Raw genomic sequence first — 22,639 nt, forward strand, 5'->3', positions numbered from 1 at the left:
CCCCGGCTCCGCCGGCCCGGCCCGGCGGAGAAGGGGAGGGCCGGCCCGGCCTGACGGGCCCCCGGCCGCGGGCGTAGGGTGCGGGCGGTCCGTCGACTCGACGGCGCGCGAGGCCGCCGCCCGAGGAGCCGGCGGCCTCCGGGTCCGGCTCGCTGGGAGTGTGGGCCCAGCGAGCCCGGGCCGCGCTCGGACCGTCCCAGGGCGCGAGGGCGCCAACCCCCGTGCCCCCGGCCGGCCGGGCCTTCGGGCCGAGCGGGGCCGGCTCTCCAGCCGGCCCCGGCCGGCCCGGCGGGGCCGCGCCTGACGGTGTGGCCGCCGCAGGCGTATGGTTCCGTCGGCCGTGGTACGAGGCTGGCCGGGCCGGCACGGGGATGTGGGGCCGTGGCCCCGCGGGCCCGGGCCGCCAGGCCCGGGCGTGGCCGAAGCCCCGCAGGGCCCCGGCAGGGGCCCCGTTCGAGAAGTCGAGGTCCCTTCGGGGCCCTGCCCCCCGCCAGGGGGAAGCGTCGTCCAAGGAGTGTGCGCCATCACAGCCTCCACCGTTCCGTCCCAGCGCGGTTCGGCCGTCCCGGCCGTCGCGCTGCGTGGCATCACCAAACGGTTCCCCGGAGTCGTCGCCAACCACGACATCAACATCACCGTGCAGCGCGGCACCGTGCACGCCCTGGTCGGTGAGAACGGCGCCGGCAAGTCGACGCTGATGAAGATCCTCTACGGCATGCAGAAGCCGGACGAGGGCACCATCGAGATCGACGGCGAGCGCGTCTCCTTCACCACCCCGGCGGACGCCATCGCCCGCGGCATAGGCATGGTCCACCAGCACTTCATGCTCGCGGACAACCTCACCGTGCTGGAGAACGTCGTCCTCGGCGCCGAGAAGGCGTACGGCATCGGCGCCCGCGCCCGGGCCCGGATCCTCGAGCTGTCCGAGTCCTACGGCCTCGGCGTGCGCCCCGACGTCCTGGTGGAGGAGATCGGCGTCGCCGACCGCCAGCGCGTGGAGATCCTCAAGGTCCTCTACCGAGGAGCCCGCACGCTGATCCTCGACGAGCCGACCGCCGTGCTCGTCCCCCAGGAGGTGGACGCGCTCTTCGGCAACCTGCGCGAGCTCACCGCCGAGGGCCTGACGGTGCTGTTCATCTCGCACAAGTTGGGCGAGGTGCTGTCCGTCGCCGACGACATCACGGTGATCAGGCGCGGCACCACCGTCGCGTCCGTCGTGCCCGCCGAGACCAACCCGAAGCAGCTGGCCGAGCTGATGGTCGGCAGCGCGCTGCCGACCCCGGAGACCCGCGAGTCGACCGTCACCGACGAGCCGGTGCTCACCGTCGAGGGGCTGCGGCTCGCCGGCACGGACACGGACGGCCTGCCGCGCGACGTGCTGGCCGACGTCGCCTTCACCATCCACCGGGGCGAGGTGCTCGGCATCGCCGGCGTGGAGGGCAACGGCCAGGCCGAGCTGGTGGAGGCCATCATGGGCATCCGCCGCCCCGACGCCGGCACCGTCACCCTGGACGGCGCCGACATCACGCGACGGTCCACCAGGGCCAGGCGCGAGTCGGGCGTCGGCTACATCCCCGAGGACCGGCACCGGCACGGGCTGCTGCTCGACGCGCCGCTGTGGGAGAACCGCATGCTCGGCCACGTCACCGAGCCGCCCAACGGCCGGCCGCCGTTCCTCACCATCCGCGCCGCCCGCCAGGACACCCGGCGGATCGTCGAGGAGTACGACGTCCGCACCCCCGGTATCGAGGTCACCGCGGGATCGCTGTCCGGCGGCAACCAGCAGAAGCTGATCTTCGGCCGTGAGATGAGCCACCAGCCCAAGGTGCTGATCGCGGCCCACCCCACCCGCGGCGTCGACGTCGGCGCCCAGGCCCAGATCTGGGACCAGATCAGGCAGGCCAGACACGAGGGTCTCGCGGTGCTGCTGATCTCCGCCGACCTCGACGAGCTGATCGGACTCTCCGACAGCCTGCGCGTGATGTACCGCGGCCGCCTGGTCGCGGACGCCGACCCCGCCACCATCACCCCCGAGGAGCTGGGCACCGCCATGACCGGCGCGGCCACCGGCCACCTTGAAGGACAGCAGGAGCCCCACCACGAACCGGAAGGCGGTGACGAGGCGTGAGGAACGCGCTGCGGATCGACCGCGAGAAGCTGGTCCTCGGCGTCGCCGCCCCGCTGCTGGCGATCGTCGCCGCCGTCGCCATCACCTCGGCGGTGATGGGCGTCACCGGCCAGAACCCCTTCCGGGCCTACGAGGTGATGCTGGACTTCGGCACCAAGAGCGACAGCCAGGTCTGGATCATCAACCGGGCCATCCCCTACTACCTGTCCGCGGTCGCCGTCGCCATCGGCTTCCGGATGAACCTGTTCAACATCGGCGTCGACGGCCAGTACCGGGTCGCCGCCTTCTTCGCCGCCGTGGTCGGCGGCGCGCTCAGCCTGCCCGGCATCCTGCAGATCCCGGTGATCCTGGCCACCGCCATGGCGGTCGGCGCGATCTGGGCCGGCATCGCCGGCTGGCTCAAGGCCACCAGGGGCGTCAGCGAGGTCATCACCACGATCATGCTGAACTTCCTCGGCGGCTCGCTCATCGGCTACTTCCTGCAGCAGGGCCGGCTCGCCGAGCTGGAAGGGAACATCGTCCACACCCCGGACATCCCCGACTCCAGCATGTTCTTCGAGTTCGAGACCCAGGTGCAGCCCATCCACGGCACGGTGATCATCGCCGTCCTGGTCGGCGTCGGCTACTGGTTCGTGCTCAACCGCACCCGCTTCGGCTTCGACCTGCGGGCCGTCGGCATGTCGGAGCCGGCCGCCGAGGCCAGCGGCGTCAGCGTCAAGCGCACCGTGGTCACCGCGATGCTGCTCTCCGGCGCCGTGGCCGGCCTGGTCGGCATGCCGACGCTGCTCAACGAGAGCGGCAACTACGGCAACGACTTCCCCGAGGGCCTCGGCTTCACCGGCATAGCCATCGCCCTCCTGGGTCGCAACCACCCGCTCGGCATGGCCTTCGCGGCCCTGCTGTGGGGCTTCCTGGAACGCACCGGGACCCAGCTGGAGGCCGAGGACTACGCGCAGGAGATCGTCAGCGTGATGCAGGGCGTCATCGTGCTCTCCGTCGTCGTCGCCTACGAACTGGTGCGCCGATGGGGGATCAGGCGCCAGCAGCGCATGGTGGGCGAGGAGCTGGCCGCCCAGGCCGGCGCGTCCGGCGCCCCCCGAAAGAACGACTCGGACTCGGCGGAGGTGTCCGCGTGACCACCACCCTCACAACGACTCTCTCCAACCTGGCCGGGAGAGTGCGCCCCGGCGACAACCACGAGCGGGACGGCGGCCGGCGCCGGCTGACCACCTCGGGGGCGCTGCTCGTGGTGGCCGGCGCGCTGCTGCTGCTCTCCCTGGTGCGCGTCGTCACCGGCGAGGACAGCATCACCTCGACCCAGCAGTGGGTCAGCGCCATGACCTTCGCCGTGCCGATCGGCCTGGCCGGGCTCGGCGGCCTGTGGGCCGAGCGTTCCGGCGTCGTCAACATCGGCCTCGAGGGCATGATGATGCTCGGCCTGTTCGCCGCCGGCTGGATCGGCTGGCAGCACGGGCCGTGGGCGGCCGTCGCGGCCGGCATCGTCGGCGGCGTGCTCGGCGGCCTGGTGCACGCGCTGGCCACCGTCACCTTCGGCGTCGACCACATCGTCTCCGGCGTCGCCATCAACATCCTGGCCCTCGGCGTCGTCCAGTTCCTCGCCAAGCTGTGGTTCGGCGAGGAGGGCAGCGCGGCCTCGGCGGCCGGCGGCAACGACAAGCAGTCGCCGCAGATGGAGCGGCTCGAACCGTTCACCGTGCCCGGGATCTCCGACGGTCTTGGCGACATCGCCGACCGCCACTGGTTCCTGGTCTCGGACGCCGCGGGCATCCTGCGGGCCGGCGTGACCAACGTGTCCTGGCTGACGCTGCTGGCCGTGCTGCTGTTCGTCGGCAGCTACTTCCTGCTGTGGCGCTCGGCGTTCGGCCTGCGGCTGCGCTCCTGCGGCGAGAACCCGGAGGCCACCGAGTCGCTCGGCGTCAACGTCTACTTCTACAAGTACGTGGCGCTCGCCGTCTCCGGCGGTCTGGCCGGCCTCGCCGGCGCGTACCTGGCGGTGCTGATCCGCATGTACCAGGACGGCCAGACCGGCGGTCGCGGCTACCTGGGCCTGGCCACCATGATCTTCGGCAACTGGCGGCCGGGCGGGGTCGCGGCGGGCGCCGGTCTCTTCGGCTTCATGGACGCGCTGCAGACCCGCGAGGCGGCCACCGTGCACGCCATGCTGCTGCTGTTCTCGCTCGGCCTGCTGGTGCTGGCCGTCTGGCAGTTCACCCGCGGCAAGCGGGCCGCCGCCGCCACCAGCGTGGTACTGGCGGGGCTGCTGTGCCTCTGGTACGCCACCACCGACAGCATCCCGCGCGAGCTGATCACCGCAAGCCCCTACCTGGCGACGCTGCTGGTGCTCGCGCTGTTCTCGCAACGGCTGCGCACGCCGCGCGCCGTGGGCAGGACCTACCGCAGGGGTCAGGCGCGGTGACGGACAATCCCGGGATGAGCACCGCGCACCCCTCGAACGACGCCGTGGACTGGGCGGCGCTGCGCGCGGCGGCCAGGGACGCCATGTCCCGGGCCTACGCGCCCTACTCGGCCTATCCGGTGGGCGCCGCTGCGCTGGTCGCCGAGGACGGGCGCACCGTCACCGGCTGCAACGTGGAGAACGCCTCCTACGGGCTCGGCCTGTGCGCCGAGTGCGGCCTGGTGTCCGCGCTGCACGCCACGGGCGGCGGCCGGTTGACCCACTTCACCTGCTGCGACGGGCGGGGCGGGATCATCCTGCCGTGCGGCCGCTGTCGGCAGCTGCTGATGGAGCACGGCGGCCCCGAACTGCTGGTCGACACCCAGGACGGCATCCGGCCGCTGGCCGAACTGCTCCCGGATGCCTGGCAGTTGGAACGGTACTGAGAGAACGGCGCGGACAGTGAGCGGCACGAACGGTATGGACGTCATCAGCGTGATCCGGGCCAAGCGGGACGGCCTGGCGCTCGGCCCCGAGCAGATCGACTGGGTCATCGACGCCTATGTGCGGGGCGAGGTGGCCGACGAGCAGATGTCGGCGCTGGCCATGGCGATCTTCCTGAACGGCATGGACCGCGCCGAGATCGCCCGCTGGACGGCGGCGATGATCGCCTCGGGCGAGCGGATGGACTTCAGCGGGCTGCCGTTGCCCACCACGGACAAGCACTCCACGGGCGGCGTCGGGGACAAGATCACGCTGCCGCTCGCGCCGCTGGTCGCGGCGTGCGGGGCGGCCGTCCCGCAGCTCTCCGGGCGCGGGCTCGGGCACAGCGGCGGCACCCTGGACAAGCTGGAGTCCATCCCCGGCTGGCGGGCCCGGCTCTCGGGCGCCGAGATGCTGGACGTGCTGAGCTCGGCCGGCGCCGTGATCTGCGCGGCCGGCGAGGGCCTGGCGCCGGCGGACCGCAAGCTGTACGCGCTGCGGGACGTGACGGGCACCGTCGAGTCGATCCCGCTGATCGCCTCGTCGATCATGTCCAAGAAGATCGCCGAGGGCACCGGGGCGCTGGTGCTCGACGTCAAGGTCGGCTCGGGCGCGTTCATGAAGACCTACGAGGACGCGCGGGAACTGGCCGAGACCATGGTCGGGCTCGGCACCGACCACGGCGTGCGGACGGTGGCGCTGCTCACCGACATGTCCACGCCGCTGGGGCTGACGGCCGGCAACGCGCTCGAGGTGCGGGAGTCGGTGGAGGTGCTTGCGGGCGGCGGCCCGGCGGACGTGGTGGAGCTGACGCTGGCGCTGGCCAGGGAGATGCTGGCGGCGGCCGGGCTGCCGGACGCGGACCCGGCGGCGGCGCTCGCCGACGGCTCCGCGATGGACCGCTGGCGGCGGATGATCGAGGCCCAGGGCGGCGACCCGGACGCGCCGCTGCCGACGGCCAGGGAGACCCACACGGTGCCGGCGCCGGCCTCCGGCGTGCTGACCACCCTCGACGCCTACGCGGTGGGCGTCGCGGCCTGGCGGCTCGGCGCCGGCCGGGCGCGCAAGGAGGACCCGGTGCAGGCGGCGGCCGGCGTGGAGCTGCACGCCAAGCCGGGCGACCGGGTGACGGCCGGCGCCCCGCTGCTGACCCTGCACACTGACACCCCCGAGCGCTTCGAGCCGGCGCTCGCGGCGCTGGACGGCGAGGCGATCGGCATCGCCCAGGCCGAGGAGCCGGCGGCCTCGCCGACCCGCTCCTCGATCGTGCTGAGCCGGGTGGGCTGAGGCCCGCTTCCCAGGCTCCCGCTTCCCAGGCTCCCGATTCCCAGGCTTGGGTAAACGTTCATGTGAACCGACGGACTGACTGTCCGCTATGTCGGAATTTTTGCCATGATCGTCTTCGATGGCTAGTACCCTGAATGACGGTCTTGATGGAACGACACGGCGGGAGGTGACGCTGCGATGCGCAGTGACCCTCCCAGTCATCCCCCGCGCCGCGCTGGCCAGCCCAGGTAGTCGCCCAGGTTTCGAGGGTTCCTGGGGCGGCCGGCGTGTGCGCGTGCCCCGGATGCCCGTGCTCGCCTTCCGTTTCCTGGGGGTTCCCTCGCCATGACCCACCTGCCCATGCTCCTCGAGGAGCATGACCTCGCCGGCGCCCTGGAGTGGCTGGAGACCCAGCCGCCCTACGCCATCGCGGACGAGATCGCCCGGATGGACGAGGTGCAGTCCGTGATCTCCTTCCGGCTGCTCGACAAGGACCGCGCCCTGGAGGTCTTCGAGGAACTCGATCCGGTCGACCAGCAACAGATCCTGGAGGGCCTGCGCGACCAGGCGTTCCGCGACCTGGTCGAGAACCTGGACCCGGACGACCGGGCCCGGATGCTCAAGGAGGCCCCGGCCAAGGTCGCCAAGCGGGTGCTGGCCGGCCTCAGCGCCCACGAGCGGCAGATGACGGCCGCGCTGCTCGGCTACCCAGAGGGCTCGGTCGGCCGCTTCATGACCCCGGAGACCGTCGCCCTCCAGCAGGACCTGACGGTCGGTGAGGCCCTCGAGGTGGTCCGCCGGCGCGGGGCGCGGGCCGAGACGATCTACACCCTCCCTGTGGTGGACCGGGGCCGCCGGCTCACCGGCATCGTCGAGCTACGGGAGCTGGTGCTGAGCGAGCCGACGGCCATGGTCTCCGAGCTGGTGGTCACCGAGCCGCCCCGGGCCATGGCCACCGAGCCGGCCGAGGACGCGGCCCGGCTGATGCGCGAGACCAACGTCCTCGACCTGCCCGTGGTGGACAGCGAGGACCGGCTCGTCGGCCTGCTGACCAGCGACGACGCCTTCGAGGTCATCGAGGCGGCGGACACCGAGGACGTGGCGCGGCAGGCCGGCGCCGAGCCGCTTGAGCGGCACTACATGTCGGCCAGCGTCTTCCAGCTCTCCCGCACCCGGATGATGTGGCTGCTGCTGTTGCTGTTCGCGGCCACGCTGACCGTCTCGGTCAACCAGGCGTTCGAGGGCACCCTGGAGTCCGTCACCCAACTCGCGTTGTTCGTCCCGCTGTTGATCGGCACCGGCGGCAACACCGGCGCCCAGGCCGCCACCGCGGCCGTCCGCGCCCTCGCGGTCGGCGAGGTCCGCACCTCCGACCTGATCCGGGTGATCTGGCGCGAGTGCCGCACCGGGCTGCTCCTCGGCCTGATGCTGGCGGTGGTCGGCTTCGCCGTCGGCGCGGTCTTCGTCGGTGCCGACCTGGCCGCCGTCGTCGCCATCACCCTGATCGTCATCTGCACCTGGGCCTCCACGGTCGGCGGGACGATGCCGCTGCTCGCCAAGAAGCTCCGCATCGACCCGGCAGTGGTCTCGGCCCCCATGGTGACGACGCTGGTGGATGCCACGGGCCTGGTCATCTACTTCACGACGGCGAAGGCAGTGCTGGGGATCTAGGAGACACCCATTTTTGGTAGTGCCATTTTTGGCACTACCAAATTTGGCGGTCTCCTCAACCCGCAGTCGCTTGTCGTGCCGCCGGGCTCGCTACCCGCCAGCTACGAGCTTGTCCATCATCCGCTCCATGGGCTCGTTGTCGCCGAGGAAGCTTTTGATCGAGGCCTCGTTGTTCTCGGCGGGGGACATGCGGACCAGTTCAGCGGCCACCCCGCCTGAACGGACAGCTGTGTGAGGAATGCGCGCTGAGCGCGGCCGTTCCCCTCCCGGAAGGGGTGCAACGCGTTGATGTCTCCGTACAGTTCGGCAATGTGGTGGACGAGTTCCTGCCTCGGCAACCCGTGCAGCCAGTCGGCCGACCTTAGCCGCCCAAAGACCTCGTCCGCGTAGGCGCGCAGGTTGTGGGCCGGACAGCAGGGGTGCTCTTCGCGATGTCCACAGTGCGCAGTTCGCCTGCCCAGGGGTATATCAGCCCGAAGATCTCCAGGTGGAAGCGTTGAAGGTGCGCGAGATCGTAGGAGCCGGCTCTCTCCCTATCCGGGCGGGGTCCTGGTGCCCAACAACAGGCCGGACGACCTGGCGCTCGAACTGCTGGACATGGAGTTCTCCGGCCTGACCCCGCTGACCGCCGGCACCCAGGCGTTCAACGACGCGGTGAGCGGCGGAGGGCACTTCCTGTGGGCGGTGGACAGCGGCAGCAACCTGCACATCATCCAGGCCCAGCCGGGGATGCACCATCCCGTCCTCACCGGGGGAGGCGAGGTCTACGGGGCGGGACAGGTCGTCTTCGAGCCGGGACGCAACCTGGTTTCGATGATCGACAACATGACCGGCCACTTCACCCCGACCCCGGAGATATCCGCTAACTTCCTCCAGCAGGGCGTGGCCGCGTTCGAGAACGCGGGCGTTCGGGTCCGCTTCGACGGCATCACCGACTACGGCGGAAGGTCACCCGCGTGACAGACCAAGACATCGGACGGGAGTTCAGGGAACTGCGCGACGCGCCCCCCGGCGACCGCGCCTCCTGGCTGCGCCGCACGTTCCCGGACGGCGCCCCGGCCCAGTGGTGGTCGGCGATGCTGGAGACCGTCGAGACGCGGAGCTCCCCGGCGCGCCGAGTGCCGGCCGCCGAGGCCCGGGCCACCCTGGACTTCGCCGCCCAACTCCTCGACCTCGCACGGCGGTCCGGTGGGCTGAGCGACTGCCAGGTCGGGAACTGGATGATGCGTCTCGCGGCCCTCGCGCTGCGCCACGACCCACCCCTCGACGGGCTGCCGGACGAGTTCACCCCGGACGGCGCGGTCCGCTTCACCCTCGACCACCTGCCGCTGACGCGGGACGCGGCCCTGGACGCGGCCCGGCGAGCGCGCGGGGGGCGCCTCCACGTGCCCGGCGAGCCGATCAGCCCCGGGCAGCGCCCCTCAGGGGAGGCGGCGCACCTCAACGAGATGCGGTGGGTGCTGCCGTCGCTCGCGTGGCTGGTCGATCGCCTCGGCGACGACGCGCTGCGGCGCGAGGCCCGGGAGTGGCTCGACCTGCTGCCGCGGTTCTAGGCCCCGCCCGGTTCGCTCACAGGTCACCGCCGTCGAGATCGCGGCGGCGGCGACCCAGCTCGAAGCGGTCGCCGGCGTCGTGGAGCTCGTACAGCTGGGCGCGGCTGTCCGGCGAGCCGAAGGGGTGGTGCAGGACCATCAGCAGGGTGCCGTCGAAGGCGCGGAACGGCATGCCGTGGCCGCTGTTGTCCTCCACCAGCACCGGCCGCTGCTCCCAGGGCCCGGCCAGGGTGCCGGAGGCCGAACGGGCCTGCGTCTGCACGTAGTACTGGGCGCCGGACGGGCCCATCCAGGTGGACCACAGCATCAGCAGGTCGCCCGTGCGGCTGCGGTGGAACTGGGGCCCGTCGGTGACGTAGGTGAGCGGGGCGGCGTCGGCGGTGACCACCTGGTTGATGCCCAGGGCGTCGGACGCCTTGAACAGGTGCACCGGATCGCCGACGGTGCCGGCCAGGTCCTGGGTGAGGCGGATGGCCTCCATGGTCCCGTCGAGACGCTGTACCCACTCGTGCGCGTAGACCAGCCACGGCTGGCCGCGCTCGACGAACAGCGTGCCGTCCAGCGCCATGAACGTGTCCGGCGTGTGCGGGCGGTCGAGGTTCAGCGGCGTGAACGGGCCACCAGGTGAGTCGCCGACGGCCACGATCGTGCCGCGCCGATGGGTGCGGTACGGCACCTCGGGCGGCGCGGCCAACTCCGCGTCCGCGTCGTGCAGGGTGACGAAGAGGTACCACCGGCCGCGGTAGTGGTGCACCTCGGGCGCCCAGCCGCCGGCCGTCGCCCAGTTGCCCTCCGGCACCCGGAAGACGACGTAGGGGCCCTGCCAGGAGACCAGATCCCGGCTGCGGTAGCTGAACGTGACGAGCTGCGGCTCGGCGCTCTCCTCCGGGGTGGTGTGGTACAGGTGGTAGGTGCCGGTGCTCCGGTCGGCGACGACGAACGCGTCGTGCGCCCAGAACTCGTTCAGCCGCAGTCCGCTCGGCGGCTCGTCGGCGGCGTGGGCGGCACCGCCCGCCAGGGGCACGGTGGCGGCGGCTCCCAGGGCTCCGATGAGGGCGCGTCGTCCGATGGGGGGCATGGGATCACTCCTGGCTGTCGCGCGGGACCACGGGGTCGTGAACGCGCGCAGCGTAGAAGCGTGTTCGAAAGCAAGTCAACACGTCTACGCAACTCCGCACAGAAGTCGTCGGTTGACGTGTCCGTCACATCTCCGCTACATCTCCACCCAGGCGCACATCCGTCCGTGAGCAGAAGGTGAGGCGACGATGAGGCGAGCCGTCATCGCGCTCGGCATCTCCCTAGCGGCCACCCCGGCGCGCGGCCCCGGACGTGACGGCGAGCGCTTCCGGCCCGGGGCTCGGGCGGCCCCGGGCCAGGCGTCGCGGGTACCGCTACACGAAGACGTACAGGACCACCAGCGACCACTTCTCCGTCGTGTCCTCGGGGCTGTAGGCGAGGAACCCGGCGGAGCCGAAGGCGACGTACCCGTCATAGGGCACCGGGCCGCCTGTGTCGTAGAACAGCCACTCGAAGGACGGCAGGCCCAGGTACGGCGACACCGGGGCCGCCCACAACGGGTACTCGACGACGGCCGCGGTGTTGGCGATGACGCAGCCGCGGTTCACGGCGTCCGTGTAACCGGTCTGGCTGCGCGCGTCCAGGGCCCACCCGTAGCTCACCAGCAGCAGCGGGTCGGGGGAGATGTCCAGCGGGCAGGTCGTGTCCTGCGCCGCCATGACGGGGTCGGCCTCGCGGTAGCCGGAGGGCACCGTGAACAGGTCGGCGGACGGCTCCACGCCCACCTCGATGTCCGTGTAGGTCCTGGTGTACTCGGCGCCGGTCTCGTCCACGATCTGGGTGCGCACGTCCAGGCCGATGACGGACGACAGCCAGACCGTTACCTCCTGGGTGGCCGGCGGCGCGGTCTCCCGGGGAATGGTCACGGTGTAGGAGCTGCCCTCGACCGGCACCCCGGACATCCGGCGGGTGCCCAGGTCCCGTGGCTCCGAGCTGAGCTGCCGCTGCTCCACGTCCGGTGCCGTCACGGCGGGTTCCGGCGCGGCGGCCGGCTCGCCGCTCCCGCCCCGCGGGGCGGTGGTCCTGGTGAACTCCCGTCTCTCCTCGTCCAGGTGCACGGTGGTGCCGGCGACCGGGTCGACGATGGTGACCGTCGACCCGGACTCGTAGCGGGTGCGTCCCTGGCTGTCCCGGTAGTAGTGGTTCTCCTCGCGCGTGGTCTCCTGCCGCGCGCCGGGCTCCGCGTCCGAGCGGCTGATGAGCTCGACGGCGCTCAGCGGGACGACCTCGCCGTGGCCCGTCCGGCCCCGATCCTCTCCGGCACGCTCGTCCGAGCCGACCGCGGTCTGGCCGGGAACGACGAGCAGCAGGCCGACCATGCCGGTCGCCAGCGCCGTGAACACTCTCCTGCGGTGCATCACACCCTCCTGGGGTCGACAACGAGACAAGACTGTGCCGGGCGGGCGGTCGGGAGCCGGGAATCGGCCGTACCTTTCCGCAGGTCACGAAGGCGGACCCGAGGCGCCCCCGCTCTTTGCGTGACGTCACGAAGACGCGGCGGGCGCCGGTCGGGCAGGGTGGGGGCGGCGTCGCCCGGCCCGTCGGCGCGTGAAGTGGCTGTCCAGTCGCCCTGGACGACGTGTCGCCCCACCCCCGGGAAGTGAGACGACGATGAGCCGACTCTTCCCCTCGTTACGTGACCGGCTGGACGGCAACGCGCGCCGCGCCGTGGAGGTGTACACCCGCGAGCTGCCGGAGTACCGCGAGGTGACCAGGGAGGCCGGGGCCAGGGCCGCGATGCTGGACTTCGCGGTGCTGCTGCGCCGCCGGGAGATCGAACTGGGCGCCGACGACGCGCCGTTCACGGAGGCGGACCTCGCCACGTTGCGGGCGTTCGGCGCGGAGCGCGGCGCGCGGGGCGTGTCCCTGGCCTCGCAGCGGCGCGTGCTGGGACTGCATTCGGTCCTCACCCTGCGGGAGGTCCAGGAGGCGGCGGGACCGAACGACGTCGACCACGTGATGCACATGCTCGGCTGGCTCTCGGTCCAGGGCGCGGTCGCGCAGAACGCCTACACCGAGGGGTACGTGGCGGGCCAGCGGAGGTTCCTGCCCGTCGCGGCACGCGTTCGGCGCCTGGCCGGGGAGCTCCTGTCCGACGGCCCCACGGCCGCCGCGCTTGCCGAGGGCCTCGGCATGCCCCTGCCCGCAGCCTTCCTGGTGACGGCGTTACGGGTCACCGGGCCGCCCTTGCCCGCCACACCCGGCCGGGCGGACGCCATCGTCGACGCCCTGCTGAAACACCACAGGACGCCGATGACCTGGCACGAGCCGGACCTGTTCGTGGCCCTGCTGCCCGTGCGGGCGGGCGCCCCCGCCGTGGACGACGTCGGCCCCGTGGAGTGGCCCGAGCTGGCGGCGGCGGAGCGGCACGCGGTGCGGCTCGCCGACGACTTCGCGCGGCTGACCGGCCGGCCCTGCTCGGCTGGCGGGGTTCAGGGTCGGCCAGGGCGGCTCGCCCAGGCGGTCCTGCTGGCCGCCCGGATCAGCCGCGTGGCACCCGTCGAGGCCGTGCCCCACCGGCTGTACGCGGTCCGCGACGTCTTCGTCGAACTCGGCACCACGCAGGTGCCCCAGGTCGAACAGTGGCTGCGGGACCTGGGGCACCGGCTGTCCACCGGACCCGACCTGGTGGCCACCCTGGACGCCTTCTACCGGCACGACATGAACCGGCTGAAGACCGCGTTCGCGCTGCACATCCACCCCAGGACGCTGGACTACCGGCTCCGCCGGGTCCGCGAGCTGGTCGGGATGGAGGCCGCCTCGACCCAGGGGGTGCGCACCCTCAGCGCCGTGGTGGCCGCGGTCTCCGCCGGACGCTGGTCCCAGGACCCGTCGGCGGGAGGGGTCCCGAGGGGCGCGGTCTAGCGTGTCCGGCATGACGAACGAGCCGTACTTTCCCGCCTACCGGGCCCCGCGGGGGACCGCCGGCATCTCCGTCAGCGCACCCTTCCTGCTGTTGGGCATCCTCGCCGTGCACGGGACACCGTGGACGGTGCTGCTGACCTGGGCCGTGATCATGCTCGTCGTCTTCCCGCTGACCTACGTCGCCCTGCGGCGCAGCCGCACCGTCACCAGCCACGAACACATCCAGATCCGCCTGCCGTTCGGCACCCGGCGGATCCCGTGGCGGGAGATCCAGGCCATCGAGGTCAGCGGGTCCCGGATGACCGGCAAGTACGTCACGGTCCGCGACGGCGACGGCCGCCGGCGCAACCTGATCCACGTCAACTCCCGGGCCCTGGGCGACTCGCTGGACGTGGAGGTGCGCCGGCTCCACGCCCTGTGGGAGTGGCTGCGCTGACCGCCCGGCCCGCCAGGCGCCGCTCCAGCGGCCGGATCGCCACGCTCGCCGCCAGCGCCAGGCAACCCACGACCACCCACGGCAGCACCCGGTCCACGCCGTACAGGACGCCGAACAGACCAGGCGTCACCATGTCCGCCGTCGCGAACGAGTACTGGAAGGCGGCCAGATACGTACCCCGCGCCCCCTCCGGCGCCGCCGCCGCGGAGAGCGCGTTCGAGGCCGGCCCGTGCGTCATCTCCGCCGCCGCCCACAGCAGCATCACCAGCGTGAGGTAGCCGACCTGCGCCGGTCCGCGCGGCAGCAGCACCGCGAGGGCCATGGCGGCGCACCAGGCCGCCCACAGCCGGCCGCCCCAGGCCATCGCGCCGCCCCGGGAGGTGCGCCGCAGGACCCGGCGGGTCACCGCGCTCGTGCCGGTGGCCACCGCCACGGTGGTGATGGTGAGGAAGGCGCCGACCGCCCAGCCGGGCGCGTCGAGGCCGCGCACCACGTACACCGGGATCGCCACGGCGAGGAAGACCGTGCAGACGTTGAACAACACGTTGACGCCGATCAGCGCCAGATACGGCCGGTTGCGCAGCAACTGCCCTACCCCGTCCGAGGGTTGCCCGTCGGCCCCGCGGACCGGCCGCCGCCCGCCACGGACGAACAGCGCCACGGTCAGCGCCGCGACGACGAACGAGATCGCGTCCGCCAGCACCATGCCCCGGTACGCCTGCTGCGAGGCGAGCGCGAGCAGCACCCCCGCGAGCACCGTCCCGGCACCGGTGCCGGCCGCCCGGATCATGCCGGCCCTGGCGAACCACTGGTCCCTGGCGTCGCCGTCGGCCTGCCCCGCCTGCTCGGCGATCAGTGCGAAGACCGACGACCAGTACACCCGCAGCCCGACCGCCTCGACCAGCGCCGCGAGGAACAGCGACACCGGCCCCGACACCCCCAGGTAGAGGAAGAACCCGGTGGACTGGAACAGCAGCCCCGCGATCACCACGGGACGCGGCCCGACCCGGTCGACGACCCGCCCGACGAGCAGCGGCAGCAACAGCGAGCCGGCCATGGCGCCGGTCAGCAGCAGGCCGACGCGGGCCTCGGAGAGGTCGGTGGCGGAGAGGAAGTAGACCATGGACAGCGGGAGGTAGAGCCCGGTCCCGACGGCGTCGATCGCCAGCGCCACCGGGATCGCCCACGCCGCGCCGTCCCGGGCGCGTGGCCACCTCACGGCGCGGCCGTGGCTGGTATTCGCACGGTCCCCGGTTCTAACGGCGGACGCGCGCCGGCGTCAACGGAGTTTCGCCGCCTGCGGGGTGCCGCGACCTCGTCGTCAGAGAACGTCGACCGTGGCGCGAGAGACGCCGGACTTGCTGATGCGCTGGTCACTCGTCACGAGATCGACGCCGAGAGCCTCGGCGAGTGCGACGTACGCGGCGTCGTAGGCCGACAGATTGGCGGACAGCTCCCGCACCCGGGGCCAGAACGGCATGGCGTCGTACCGGCGGATGGTGAGGGCCTGGTAAGTGGCCAAGGCCTCGTCCAGATCCTCCGCCGCCAGTTTCGGCACATCACCGCGTCGCCCTCGCGCCATGCCGAAGAGGGCCGAGCCGACCTCGAAGTCCAGCAGGGCCGGCGCCGCCAGTTCATGAGCGGCGATCCTGGCGCGCACCGCGTCTCCGCGCGTGCCCACGTCGGTCAGCCCGTGGACCAGGGCCGAACAGTCGATGACGATCAACGACGATCACGCTCCGCGTCCATGAGCCCGGGAATGTCCGCGTCGGTCAGGTCGAGGCTGGCGGACCGCTTCATGCGCTGGGCCAGTTCGGCGTTGGTCGGGGTTGTCGCCTCGCGGACGATGATGTCCAACAAGTACGCCTGGAGCGACTTGCCGGCCTCTGCCGCGCGGATCTTGAGCGTCCTGAGCATGTCGTCCGGCACCTTCCGGACTGTGACGTCAGTCATGCCAGCACTCTAGCAGCGTTGATGACGAAGTGCTGACGCGATGGGGGGGTGAGGACCTGCCTGAGCGGCTCGGGGCGGGCGCGGCCTACGACCTCGCTTGAGCCGTGATGCCTGGAAACAGGGACGTCCGGTTCTGAGGGGCCGGGTCACGGCGAGTGACCCGGCCTTACCCAACGGCGGGCGATCGGCTCTTGGAGCTCGGTCACCGCATGGTCGCCGCAGTGGGGACAGGAGAGAGTGACTTCCCGGGCGGGGCCCATCGACGTGTAGCCGTTGGCGTCGATCCAGCGAGCGAGCGCCTGAACGCTGGGAATGGCCTGGTCCGCCGGGCCCTTGTGCACCAGCGTGGCGGCCTCCACCTACGGCAGATCCACCACCACGAAGTCGCGCGAAGGCTCTGGCTCGGTGTCGATCGGGATGGTCGCGTGCACCGTCACCGGCCCCTCGGGGTTTCGTAGTACGCGACCGCCGCATCGCTCGCCCGGAGCCCGGCGGCCTGCATCCGGCTCCACAACTCCTCGTAGAGCCGAGTGATCACCGGGGTGATCAACTGCGGCTCGAAGCTTTCCACAACGGCCGTCAGCTCTGCCACACGCATCGCTGGGACCCGCTTGATCCACGTCGTCGGACGGCATCTGCCCCTCGCTCTCGATCACCCGGAGCCTCGCCTCCACCTGCGCCAACCGTGCCGCGTCGGCCGCCATCGCCGATTCCAGCTCGGCCCGGCGCAGCCGCAGCATGCCGCGCAGCTCGGTAGCGTCCCTCCTTGTCGAGGATGGCGCGTACCTGCATCAGCGTGAAACCCAACTCCTTGAGCGCGATAACGCGGTTGAGCCGGGCCAGCTGGTCGGCCTCGTAGGACCGGTAGCCGGTGTGCGGGTCGACCTGGGCGGGGCGCAACAGCCCCACGGCGTCGTAATGGCGCAGCATGCGCACCGACACGCCGCCGTACTTGGCGAATGCTCCGATGTTGAACATGACATCGCCCACTTCACTGGCTGACACGGTGTGAGGGTCAACCCCCGCCTCGCAGACGCTGCACGCATCGGCCATCGCGGTCATGCGGCGTAGCCCTCGGGTTCCAGCAGCCGCACGCAGAGGGGCCATCGTGTACCAGGTCACACGTGATCTCGCAGCCACCCTGATATGGGCCCGGACCCGGCCAGAGAAACAGGCCTCAGGCCGGGGCGGCCAGCGCGTCGAGGCGGTCGCGCTGCGCCGGTGTCAGGCGGAGGCGTGCGGCCGCGACGTTCTCCTCCAGGTGGTCGATCCGGGCCGTGCCCGGGATCGGGAGGATGACGGGGGAGTGGCCGAGCAGCCAGGCGAGCGCGACCTGCGTGGCGGTGGCGCCGAGCTCCGCCGCCACGGCGGCGATCTCGGCGCGCGCGCCCGCTTCCCCCCAGGCGACGGGGCGCCACGGCAGGAACGCGATCCCGGCCGCCTCGCAGGCGGCGAGCACGGGCTCGTGCTGGCGGTCGAGCAGGTTGTACTGGTTCTGCACGCTCACGATCTCGACGATCGTCAGGGCCTCGTCGAGCTCGTCGACGGTCACCTCGGAAAGGCCGATCCGGCCGATCTTGCCCTCGTCCCGCAGCTCCCGCAGCGTGCCGAGCTGGTCCGCGACCGGCGTCTCCGGATCGATCCGGTGCAACTGGAGCAGTTCGATCCGCTCGACGCGCAGCCGGCGCAGCGCCCACTCGACCTGGTCGCGCAGCACCTCGGGCCGCCCGTCGAGCTTCCACTCACCCTCGGGACCGGTTCGCGCGACGCCGACCTTGGTGGTGACCAGCAACTCGTCCGGATACGGGTACAGCGCCTCGGCGAGCAACTCCTCGTTGGCACCGCCGCCGTAGAGATGAGCGGTGTCGATCAGCGTGACACCCAGCTCGACGGCCCGCCTGGCGACGGCGACGGAGTTCTCCCGGGCCGGTCCCGGCTCCGTCGACAGCCGCATGGCCCCGAATCCGAGCCGCCGTACGTTCAGGTCCCCACCTATGGCAAACATGGGGGCACGCTAACAGTGCGGTCAACAGCCGTGACCTTATCGAAGGGAGAGTCGACATGAATCACAGCCAGTGGAGAACGCGCCGAGCCAGGCAGCTCCTCGGCGAAACGGTCGAAGACGGCTCGGAGTACGACCGGATGTACGAGGACGCTGGCCTCGCCCGTGAGCTTGGGCAGCTCGTCTACGACCGGCGCACGGCGCTCGGGCTGTCCCAGAGCGAGTTGGCGGAACGCTGCGGGATGAAACAGCCGCAGATCTCCCGCATCGAAGGCGGCGGAACCGTGCCCACCATCCCGCTGCTACGTCGGCTGGCCCGCGCGCTGGATGCCGAGCTCACCATCGATCTCACGCCGAAGAACGCCACGCGTTAGCGCGTCTTCGCGTAACGGCCGAACTTCCGGGTGTCGAGCGAGAACCCGAACGGCTCGGGAAGGACCACGGGGTCGCCGAACGAAGACCCGGAAGAGGCCGCGTAGCCTTCCTCGCGTGGTTCGCTGTGCGGCGTGCACCACCCCTTGAAGGGGGCGATGATCAGATAGAGGCCAATGCCAAAGCGTGCGTAGACCTCGACCTTGTCCACCAGATCGGTTCCCTTGTTGCTCTTGGACAGGACCTCCGCGACGAACCGGATCTCGTCCCCCGGAAAGCTGCCTTCCGGATCCACTTCCGTGGTGCTGGGCAGCACGAAGAGGTCCGGGCGGGGCTCGTCGCCGTACATAGGATGGGTGACGGTCTGCTCGGCAGCGACGCGCCACTGGCTGTGTGCCGCGAACTGCGTGATCAGCTCCAGCTGGATGTCCCAGCGCAGTGGCTTGCCGGAGGGCGACAAGATGATCTCTCCGTTGATCCACTCTGCTCGATAGCCCTCTGGCACATCGAGCGAGTCAAAGGCGCGCTGAGCACGCTCATCCAGCGCGGCCATGTTCCTCACCGTGGGTCAAGACCGCTCTTGAGCGCGCGGTTCCGCTCGCTGCGGGCGTTCGCCTCGCGGACGAGGGTGTGGAGGTCCGGCCGTGGCTCGGGCGGCGTGGCCGTGCGGAGGGTGGCCAGCAGGCGGCGGGCCGTCGGGACGCGGCAGGTGCCGAGCCAGATCAGCTGCGCCGACCACTCCGGCGGGTCCATGTCCAACTCGGCGAGCGGCATCAGCGCCGGCAACCGCACGCCGTGCCGGTCGAGTTCCCGGCGCAGTTCGCCGCACAGCAGGTAGAGGTCGGACTTTACCGGCTCCACAGATAATCACCCTCCGGGGTCCTTTGTTCGCCGTACGCGACCGAGAATGGCCGAACCGACCTAGCCTCTCCAAGAGGTGAGCGGATTACCTCGAACCGCCGTAACAGAGGGGCGTGACGCCATGGCCAACGAAATCGACCCCAGCGACTCGATGGGCGCGCTGTACGGCAGCCGGCTGCGGCGGTACCGCCTCGAAGCCGGCTGGACCCAGGGCGACCTGGGCTTCCGGGCACACGTCGTCCAGTCCCGCATCAACCAGCTCGAACGGGCGACCGGTGCCAAACCGACGCTCGAACTCTCCAAGAAACTTGACAAGTTGCTGAACACGGACGGGCTGTTGGAGGAACTGACGCCGCACGTGCGGCGGGAGGCGTTCCCCGACTGGGCACAGGAGCACCTGAAGCAGGAGGGCAGGGCAACGGCGATCCAGGTGTATATGGCGCGTACGTTTCACGGGCTACTTCAGACCAGGGAGTACGCTCACGCCCTGCTGAGTCTCAGCCCGACGCTGACGTCCGAGGAACACCTGCAGAAGCGGCTGACCGGCAGGATGGGGCGCCAGCCCAAGCTGAAGGACCCTAAGCTCCGCGAGTTCTGGATGGTTCTGGACGAGGCCGTATTGATGCGTCCGGTTGGCAGCCCTGCGATCATGCGCGGCCAGATGGCCCGTGTGCTGGAAGCTGCTCAGGACCCTCACGTCACCGTACAGGTGCTGCCATTCGCGGCCGGCGGTCATTGGCCCATGGAGTGCTCGTTGATGATGCTCACACTGCCGGACGGGGACGCATCGGCGTACAAGGAGGCCGACGAGTTCGGTCACCTCACCGAGGAGAATGACGAAGTACAGGCGTATGGCAAGGGCTACGATCGCCTTCGGGCCATGGCACTTCCCCCAGAGCAGTCCCTTGACTTGATCCAATCCGTGATGGAAGGCACCTACCGTGCAGCTCGCGTCCCAAGCCGATTCCAGCGCCGTCGTCTGGCGGAAAAGCAGCTACAGCGGCATGGAGGGCGGCTCGTGCGTCGAGGTGGGCGACGGCTGCCTGGGGGTGATGCCCGTGCGTGACAGCAAGGTTCCGCACGGGCCCGTGCTGGTCATTCCGGCCGCCGCGTGGGCCGCGTTCGTGCGGTCGGCGTGAATCGGCGGCGGCGGGAGAAGGCCGCGAAGCGGCTCGTCTTGGCGGCCATGGTGGGGGAACCGGCGGTCGTGCGGCGGTTGTTGCGCGCCGGGGCGAGCCCGGAGGCGAGCGACCGCGACGGGATGACCGCGCTGTACGCGGCCGCCGTGCACGGCGACGCCGCGTCCGTGCGGCTCCTCCTGGAGGCCGGTGCGGCGCCGGATCGGGAGAGCGCGGGGGAGGGGTCCGAGGGGACCCCGCTGTGTGCCGCCGCGAGTTGGGGGCACGCCGACGTGGTGCGGGAGCTGCTGGCGCACGGCGCCGACCCCACGCTGCGCGAGGACGGCGGCACGGGCCTCACACCGCTGGAATGGGTGCGGCGCCAGCCGGATCCCCACCCCGAGACCGAGGCGCTGCTGAGCGGTCAGATCCGCTGAACGTACGGCGCCCGCCACTCCGGCGAGGGGTCGGAGCCCAACTCGCTCCAGTACTCCCGGCCCCGGGCGATCCTGCCCTCCCTGACCGTCCAGAACGAGGCCACGCGGTGCACGCCCATGCCGGTGTGCGGGACCTCCACCTCCGAGACGACCTCGTCGCCGCTCGCCACGACGCGCAGCACCCGTATCGTCCAGCCCTCCGGATACTCGGCGTTGATCCGCACGTAGTTCTCCCGGCCGACGATCCGCTCGCCGCTGACCGGCCACTCCACCACCAGGTCCTCGGCCAGCAACTCGCCGACCCCCGCCCAGTCCCTCGCCTGCATGCGCTCCCACAGGCCCCGAACGACCCCGGATGACTCCATGGCCTCATCCTGGCAGCCGCCTCTGACACTCGACCCGGGGCGGGAGTCCTCGCAGGTCAGTGCGAGCATGACCGGGTGACTCGTACGCTTTTCGCTTCAGGTTCCGTGCTCGATGTGGTCTCCGGCGAGATCTGGGGGACCGATGTCGTGGTGGAGGGGGAACGGATCGTCGCCGTGGGACGGGGGCTCGACGGGGACGAGGTCGTGGACTGCGCGGGCTCACTGCTCGTGCCGGGGTTCATCGACTGCCACACGCATGTCGGCCTGGCCGAGACCATGAAGGACTCCTTCCGCCTGGCGCGTTCGGTGCGGCCGCTGTCCGCCGTGCCGGTGCTGCGGACGTTGCTCGGGCTCGGGATCACCACGATCCGGGACGCCTGGGGCGCCGACGCCGGGATGCGGTTGGCGGTGGAGCGGGGCTGGATCGAGGGCCCCGAGATCCTGGTCTCGCTGCGGCAGGTGTGCACCACGGGCGGGATCGGCGACCACTGGACGCCGCGCGTCGGGGACGTCGACTTCTTCGGCGACCCGGCCATGCCGGACCCGGTCTTCAACGGTCCGGTCGAGGCCAGGGCGACGGTGCGGCGGATGGTGCGGGCCGGCGCCGACTGGATCAAGGTGACGGCCACCGGCTCCATGTCGCTGGGGCACGGGGTGCACGACGTGCAGTTGACGCCGGGTGAGATGGCGGCGCTCGTGGACGAGGCGACCCGGCAGGGCGGCCGGGGCGTGATGGTGCACGCGCACGGCGCGCGGGCGGCGGAGCTGGCGGCGCGGGCCGGGGCGCGCTCCGTCGAGCACGGCACCTACCTGGACGAGGCGGCGGTGGGCGCGATGGCGGAGGCCGGGACCTGGCTGGTGCCGACGCTGTCCGTGACGCAGAGCGCGCCGGACGAGTCCCCCGAGGGGGCACCGGAGGCGCACCGGCGGGCGGTGAAACTGGCCCTCGACGCCGGCGTGCCGATCGCCATGGGCACCGACAACCCGGTCCGGCCGCACACCGAGGCGCTCCGCGAGATCGAGCACCTGGCCGCCGCCGGCCTCGGCCACGCCGGCGCGCTGCGCGCCGCCACGATCGACGCGGCCCGGTTGCTGCGGCTCCACGACGACCGGGGCGAGATAGCCGCCGGCAAGCGGGCCGACCTGGTGCTGCTCTCCGGCATCGGCCTCGACCCCGCCACGCTCGCCTCCCGCATCCAGGGCGTGTGGCGCGGCGGCCGCCGGGTTGGGCGGGCGGCACCGGTGGCCGCCTGATCGTGGCCTGGCGTCGCTGGTGATCAGCGGAACCCGAGCCCTTCGGCCGGGGCCACATCGGTGGCGTCCAGCACGATTACGCGCGCTCACGGCCTGACTGGACGTCGGCGATGGCCACGCTCGCGGACAGCCGCGCGGTCACCCGCTCCCTGATGCGCGCGATGACGTTCTCGGTGGTCGGGGTCGCCGCCTCCTGTTCCAGCAGTGTCCGGGCGTATGCCTGGACAGACTGCCGACTTCGGGCGGCTCTCACCGTGAGCTCGGCCAGCGCGCCGTCGGACAGGTCGTGGACGTGGAGAGTGGCCATGCGACAACGCTAGTCGCGGTGCTCGCGCCACCGTCCTGGTGTACCTGGCACCACCCCCGGATTGGCGGGCTAGCC

25 protein-coding genes and 1 pseudogene are annotated in these 22,639 nt (G+C 71.5%); 15 read left to right on the forward strand and 11 right to left on the reverse strand.

Translation table 11 applies throughout. From position 1 onward, the window contains the following. Positions 1 to 523 precede the first annotated feature (523 nt). From E1265_RS14760 to E1265_RS14800, 8 genes are all read left to right on the forward strand, one after another. A complete protein-coding gene (locus E1265_RS14760; RefSeq protein WP_243740795.1) occupies positions 524 to 2,128 on the forward strand; it encodes an ABC transporter ATP-binding protein in 1,605 nt (534 codons plus the stop codon). Next, positions 2,125 to 3,264 (forward strand): ABC transporter permease, encoded by a 1,140-nt coding sequence (locus E1265_RS14765; RefSeq protein WP_132930755.1) that lies wholly within the window; start codon positions 2,125 to 2,127, stop codon positions 3,262 to 3,264. The genes E1265_RS14760 and E1265_RS14765 overlap by 4 nt, the downstream gene beginning before the upstream one ends. A gap of 29 nt (positions 3,265 to 3,293) precedes the next feature. Next, complete coding sequence (locus tag E1265_RS14770) at positions 3,294 to 4,565, forward strand: ABC transporter permease (RefSeq protein ID WP_243740796.1); 1,272 nt, start codon at positions 3,294 to 3,296, stop codon at positions 4,563 to 4,565. A gap of 14 nt (positions 4,566 to 4,579) precedes the next feature. Further along, on the forward strand, positions 4,580 to 4,990 hold the full coding sequence (locus E1265_RS14775) for a cytidine deaminase (protein ID WP_132930757.1): 411 nt from the start codon (positions 4,580 to 4,582) through the stop codon (positions 4,988 to 4,990). A 34-nt stretch (positions 4,991 to 5,024) separates the two neighbouring features. Next, positions 5,025 to 6,314, forward strand: a complete 1,290-nt coding sequence (locus E1265_RS14780; protein ID WP_132930776.1) for a thymidine phosphorylase — start codon at positions 5,025 to 5,027, stop codon at positions 6,312 to 6,314. A gap of 324 nt (positions 6,315 to 6,638) precedes the next feature. Then, positions 6,639 to 7,964: a magnesium transporter gene (mgtE, locus tag E1265_RS14785; protein ID WP_132930758.1), complete on the forward strand. Its 1,326-nt coding sequence runs from the start codon at positions 6,639 to 6,641 to the stop codon at positions 7,962 to 7,964. Between the two features lie 552 nt (positions 7,965 to 8,516). After that, a complete protein-coding gene (locus E1265_RS14795; protein ID WP_132930759.1) occupies positions 8,517 to 8,924 on the forward strand; it encodes a hypothetical protein in 408 nt (135 codons plus the stop codon). Continuing rightward, positions 8,921 to 9,517, forward strand: a complete 597-nt coding sequence (locus E1265_RS14800; protein WP_132930760.1) for a hypothetical protein — start codon at positions 8,921 to 8,923, stop codon at positions 9,515 to 9,517. Before E1265_RS14795 ends, E1265_RS14800 begins: the two co-directional genes overlap by 4 nt. A gap of 16 nt (positions 9,518 to 9,533) precedes the next feature. Here the strand turns inward: E1265_RS14800 and E1265_RS14805 are convergent, their stop codons facing one another. Both E1265_RS14805 and E1265_RS14810 read right to left on the reverse strand, forming a co-directional pair. Continuing rightward, entirely contained in the window at positions 9,534 to 10,595 is a 1,062-nt protein-coding gene (locus E1265_RS14805; RefSeq protein ID WP_132930761.1) for a glycoside hydrolase family 43 protein, read from the reverse strand. Between the two features lie 313 nt (positions 10,596 to 10,908). Then, complete coding sequence (locus E1265_RS14810) at positions 10,909 to 11,952, reverse strand: hypothetical protein (RefSeq protein WP_132930762.1); 1,044 nt, start codon at positions 11,950 to 11,952, stop codon at positions 10,909 to 10,911. Positions 11,953 to 12,205: 253 nt separating this feature from the next. On the opposite strand from E1265_RS14810, the gene E1265_RS14815 reads away from it, so the two are divergent. Together E1265_RS14815 and E1265_RS14820 are read left to right on the forward strand one after the other, a co-directional pair. Beyond that, on the forward strand, positions 12,206 to 13,459 hold the full coding sequence (locus tag E1265_RS14815) for a helix-turn-helix domain-containing protein (protein ID WP_132930763.1): 1,254 nt from the start codon (positions 12,206 to 12,208) through the stop codon (positions 13,457 to 13,459). 10 nt (positions 13,460 to 13,469) lie between these two features. Beyond that, positions 13,470 to 13,895 (forward strand): PH domain-containing protein, encoded by a 426-nt coding sequence (locus E1265_RS14820; protein ID WP_132930764.1) that lies wholly within the window; start codon positions 13,470 to 13,472, stop codon positions 13,893 to 13,895. Here E1265_RS14820 and E1265_RS14825 read toward each other — a convergent pair. The 5 genes and pseudogenes from E1265_RS14825 to E1265_RS14845 form a co-directional block, all read right to left on the reverse strand. Further along, positions 13,819 to 15,114 (reverse strand): MFS transporter, encoded by a 1,296-nt coding sequence (locus E1265_RS14825; RefSeq protein WP_132930765.1) that lies wholly within the window; start codon positions 15,112 to 15,114, stop codon positions 13,819 to 13,821. The two genes, E1265_RS14820 and E1265_RS14825, sit on opposite strands and share 77 nt — an antisense overlap. 102 nt (positions 15,115 to 15,216) lie before the next feature. Then, positions 15,217 to 15,621 (reverse strand): type II toxin-antitoxin system VapC family toxin, encoded by a 405-nt coding sequence (locus E1265_RS14830; protein ID WP_132930766.1) that lies wholly within the window; start codon positions 15,619 to 15,621, stop codon positions 15,217 to 15,219. Then, positions 15,618 to 15,848 (reverse strand): antitoxin, encoded by a 231-nt coding sequence (locus E1265_RS14835; protein WP_132930767.1) that lies wholly within the window; start codon positions 15,846 to 15,848, stop codon positions 15,618 to 15,620. Before E1265_RS14835 ends, E1265_RS14830 begins: the two co-directional genes overlap by 4 nt. A gap of 146 nt (positions 15,849 to 15,994) precedes the next feature. Beyond that, positions 15,995 to 16,826 (reverse strand): annotated as a pseudogene (locus E1265_RS14840) (MerR family transcriptional regulator). A 199-nt stretch (positions 16,827 to 17,025) separates the two neighbouring features. Further along, positions 17,026 to 17,853 carry an aldo/keto reductase gene (locus tag E1265_RS14845; protein ID WP_132930768.1) on the reverse strand — a complete coding sequence of 276 codons (828 nt, stop codon included), beginning with the start codon at positions 17,851 to 17,853 and terminating at the stop codon, positions 17,026 to 17,028. A gap of 56 nt (positions 17,854 to 17,909) precedes the next feature. On the opposite strand from E1265_RS14845, the gene E1265_RS14850 reads away from it, so the two are divergent. Continuing rightward, the gene (locus tag E1265_RS14850; RefSeq protein ID WP_132930769.1) at positions 17,910 to 18,224 is read left to right on the forward strand and encodes a helix-turn-helix transcriptional regulator; all 315 of its coding nucleotides are present in this window, start codon (positions 17,910 to 17,912) and stop codon (positions 18,222 to 18,224) included. On the opposite strand, the gene E1265_RS14855 is transcribed toward E1265_RS14850, so the two are convergent. After that, a complete protein-coding gene (locus E1265_RS14855; RefSeq protein WP_132930770.1) occupies positions 18,221 to 18,775 on the reverse strand; it encodes a Uma2 family endonuclease in 555 nt (184 codons plus the stop codon). The two genes, E1265_RS14850 and E1265_RS14855, sit on opposite strands and share 4 nt — an antisense overlap. Before the next feature lie 5 nt (positions 18,776 to 18,780). Beyond that, on the reverse strand, positions 18,781 to 19,083 hold the full coding sequence (locus tag E1265_RS14860; RefSeq protein WP_207931077.1) for a hypothetical protein: 303 nt from the start codon (positions 19,081 to 19,083) through the stop codon (positions 18,781 to 18,783). 121 nt (positions 19,084 to 19,204) lie between these two features. Here E1265_RS14860 and E1265_RS14865 point away from each other — a divergent pair, with 121 nt between their 5' ends. From E1265_RS14865 to E1265_RS14875, 3 genes are read left to right on the forward strand one after another with little or no spacing between them, the layout of a single operon-like run. After that, a complete protein-coding gene (locus tag E1265_RS14865; protein ID WP_243740794.1) occupies positions 19,205 to 20,149 on the forward strand; it encodes a helix-turn-helix transcriptional regulator in 945 nt (314 codons plus the stop codon). Then, the gene (locus E1265_RS39055) at positions 20,088 to 20,222 is read left to right on the forward strand and encodes a DUF397 domain-containing protein (protein ID WP_132930771.1); all 135 of its coding nucleotides are present in this window, start codon (positions 20,088 to 20,090) and stop codon (positions 20,220 to 20,222) included. Before E1265_RS14865 ends, E1265_RS39055 begins: the two co-directional genes overlap by 62 nt. After that, positions 20,219 to 20,638 (forward strand): ankyrin repeat domain-containing protein, encoded by a 420-nt coding sequence (locus tag E1265_RS14875; RefSeq protein WP_132930772.1) that lies wholly within the window; start codon positions 20,219 to 20,221, stop codon positions 20,636 to 20,638. Before E1265_RS39055 ends, E1265_RS14875 begins: the two co-directional genes overlap by 4 nt. Here E1265_RS14875 and E1265_RS14880 read toward each other — a convergent pair. Beyond that, on the reverse strand, positions 20,626 to 21,003 hold the full coding sequence (locus E1265_RS14880) for a nuclear transport factor 2 family protein (RefSeq protein WP_132930773.1): 378 nt from the start codon (positions 21,001 to 21,003) through the stop codon (positions 20,626 to 20,628). The two genes, E1265_RS14875 and E1265_RS14880, sit on opposite strands and share 13 nt — an antisense overlap. Before the next feature lie 105 nt (positions 21,004 to 21,108). Here E1265_RS14880 and E1265_RS14885 point away from each other — a divergent pair, with 105 nt between their 5' ends. After that, the gene (locus tag E1265_RS14885) at positions 21,109 to 22,257 is read left to right on the forward strand and encodes an amidohydrolase family protein (RefSeq protein ID WP_207931078.1); all 1,149 of its coding nucleotides are present in this window, start codon (positions 21,109 to 21,111) and stop codon (positions 22,255 to 22,257) included. Between the two features lie 76 nt (positions 22,258 to 22,333). On the opposite strand, the gene E1265_RS14890 is transcribed toward E1265_RS14885, so the two are convergent. Then, positions 22,334 to 22,564 (reverse strand): antitoxin, encoded by a 231-nt coding sequence (locus tag E1265_RS14890; RefSeq protein ID WP_132930775.1) that lies wholly within the window; start codon positions 22,562 to 22,564, stop codon positions 22,334 to 22,336. Between the last annotated feature and the right edge of the window lie 75 nt (positions 22,565 to 22,639).

The sequence above is a fragment of the Streptomyces sp. 8K308 genome, assembly GCF_004348315.1.
GTDB lineage: Bacteria > Actinomycetota > Actinomycetes > Streptomycetales > Streptomycetaceae > Streptomyces.

Excerpts from the sequence above, each read along its gene's own strand:
- E1265_RS14775 (WP_132930757.1), top strand. The coding sequence starts at position 4,580 with ATGAGCACCGCGCACCCCTCGAACGACGCCGTGGACTGGGCGGCGCTG.
- E1265_RS14780 (WP_132930776.1), top strand. The coding sequence starts at position 5,025 with ATGGACGTCATCAGCGTGATCCGGGCCAAGCGGGACGGCCTGGCGCTC.
- mgtE (WP_132930758.1), top strand. The coding sequence starts at position 6,639 with ATGACCCACCTGCCCATGCTCCTCGAGGAGCATGACCTCGCCGGCGCC.
- E1265_RS14805 (WP_132930761.1), bottom strand. The coding sequence starts at position 10,595 with ATGCCCCCCATCGGACGACGCGCCCTCATCGGAGCCCTGGGAGCCGCC.
- E1265_RS14810 (WP_132930762.1), bottom strand. The coding sequence starts at position 11,952 with ATGCACCGCAGGAGAGTGTTCACGGCGCTGGCGACCGGCATGGTCGGC.
- E1265_RS14815 (WP_132930763.1), top strand. The coding sequence starts at position 12,206 with ATGAGCCGACTCTTCCCCTCGTTACGTGACCGGCTGGACGGCAACGCG.
- E1265_RS14820 (WP_132930764.1), top strand. The coding sequence starts at position 13,470 with ATGACGAACGAGCCGTACTTTCCCGCCTACCGGGCCCCGCGGGGGACC.
- E1265_RS14835 (WP_132930767.1), bottom strand. The coding sequence starts at position 15,848 with ATGACTGACGTCACAGTCCGGAAGGTGCCGGACGACATGCTCAGGACG.
- E1265_RS14845 (WP_132930768.1), bottom strand. The coding sequence starts at position 17,853 with ATGTTTGCCATAGGTGGGGACCTGAACGTACGGCGGCTCGGATTCGGG.
- E1265_RS14850 (WP_132930769.1), top strand. The coding sequence starts at position 17,910 with ATGAATCACAGCCAGTGGAGAACGCGCCGAGCCAGGCAGCTCCTCGGC.
- E1265_RS14855 (WP_132930770.1), bottom strand. The coding sequence starts at position 18,775 with ATGGCCGCGCTGGATGAGCGTGCTCAGCGCGCCTTTGACTCGCTCGAT.
- E1265_RS14865 (WP_243740794.1), top strand. The coding sequence starts at position 19,205 with ATGGCCAACGAAATCGACCCCAGCGACTCGATGGGCGCGCTGTACGGC.
- E1265_RS39055 (WP_132930771.1), top strand. The coding sequence starts at position 20,088 with ATGGAGGGCGGCTCGTGCGTCGAGGTGGGCGACGGCTGCCTGGGGGTG.
- E1265_RS14880 (WP_132930773.1), bottom strand. The coding sequence starts at position 21,003 with ATGGAGTCATCCGGGGTCGTTCGGGGCCTGTGGGAGCGCATGCAGGCG.
- E1265_RS14890 (WP_132930775.1), bottom strand. The coding sequence starts at position 22,564 with ATGGCCACTCTCCACGTCCACGACCTGTCCGACGGCGCGCTGGCCGAG.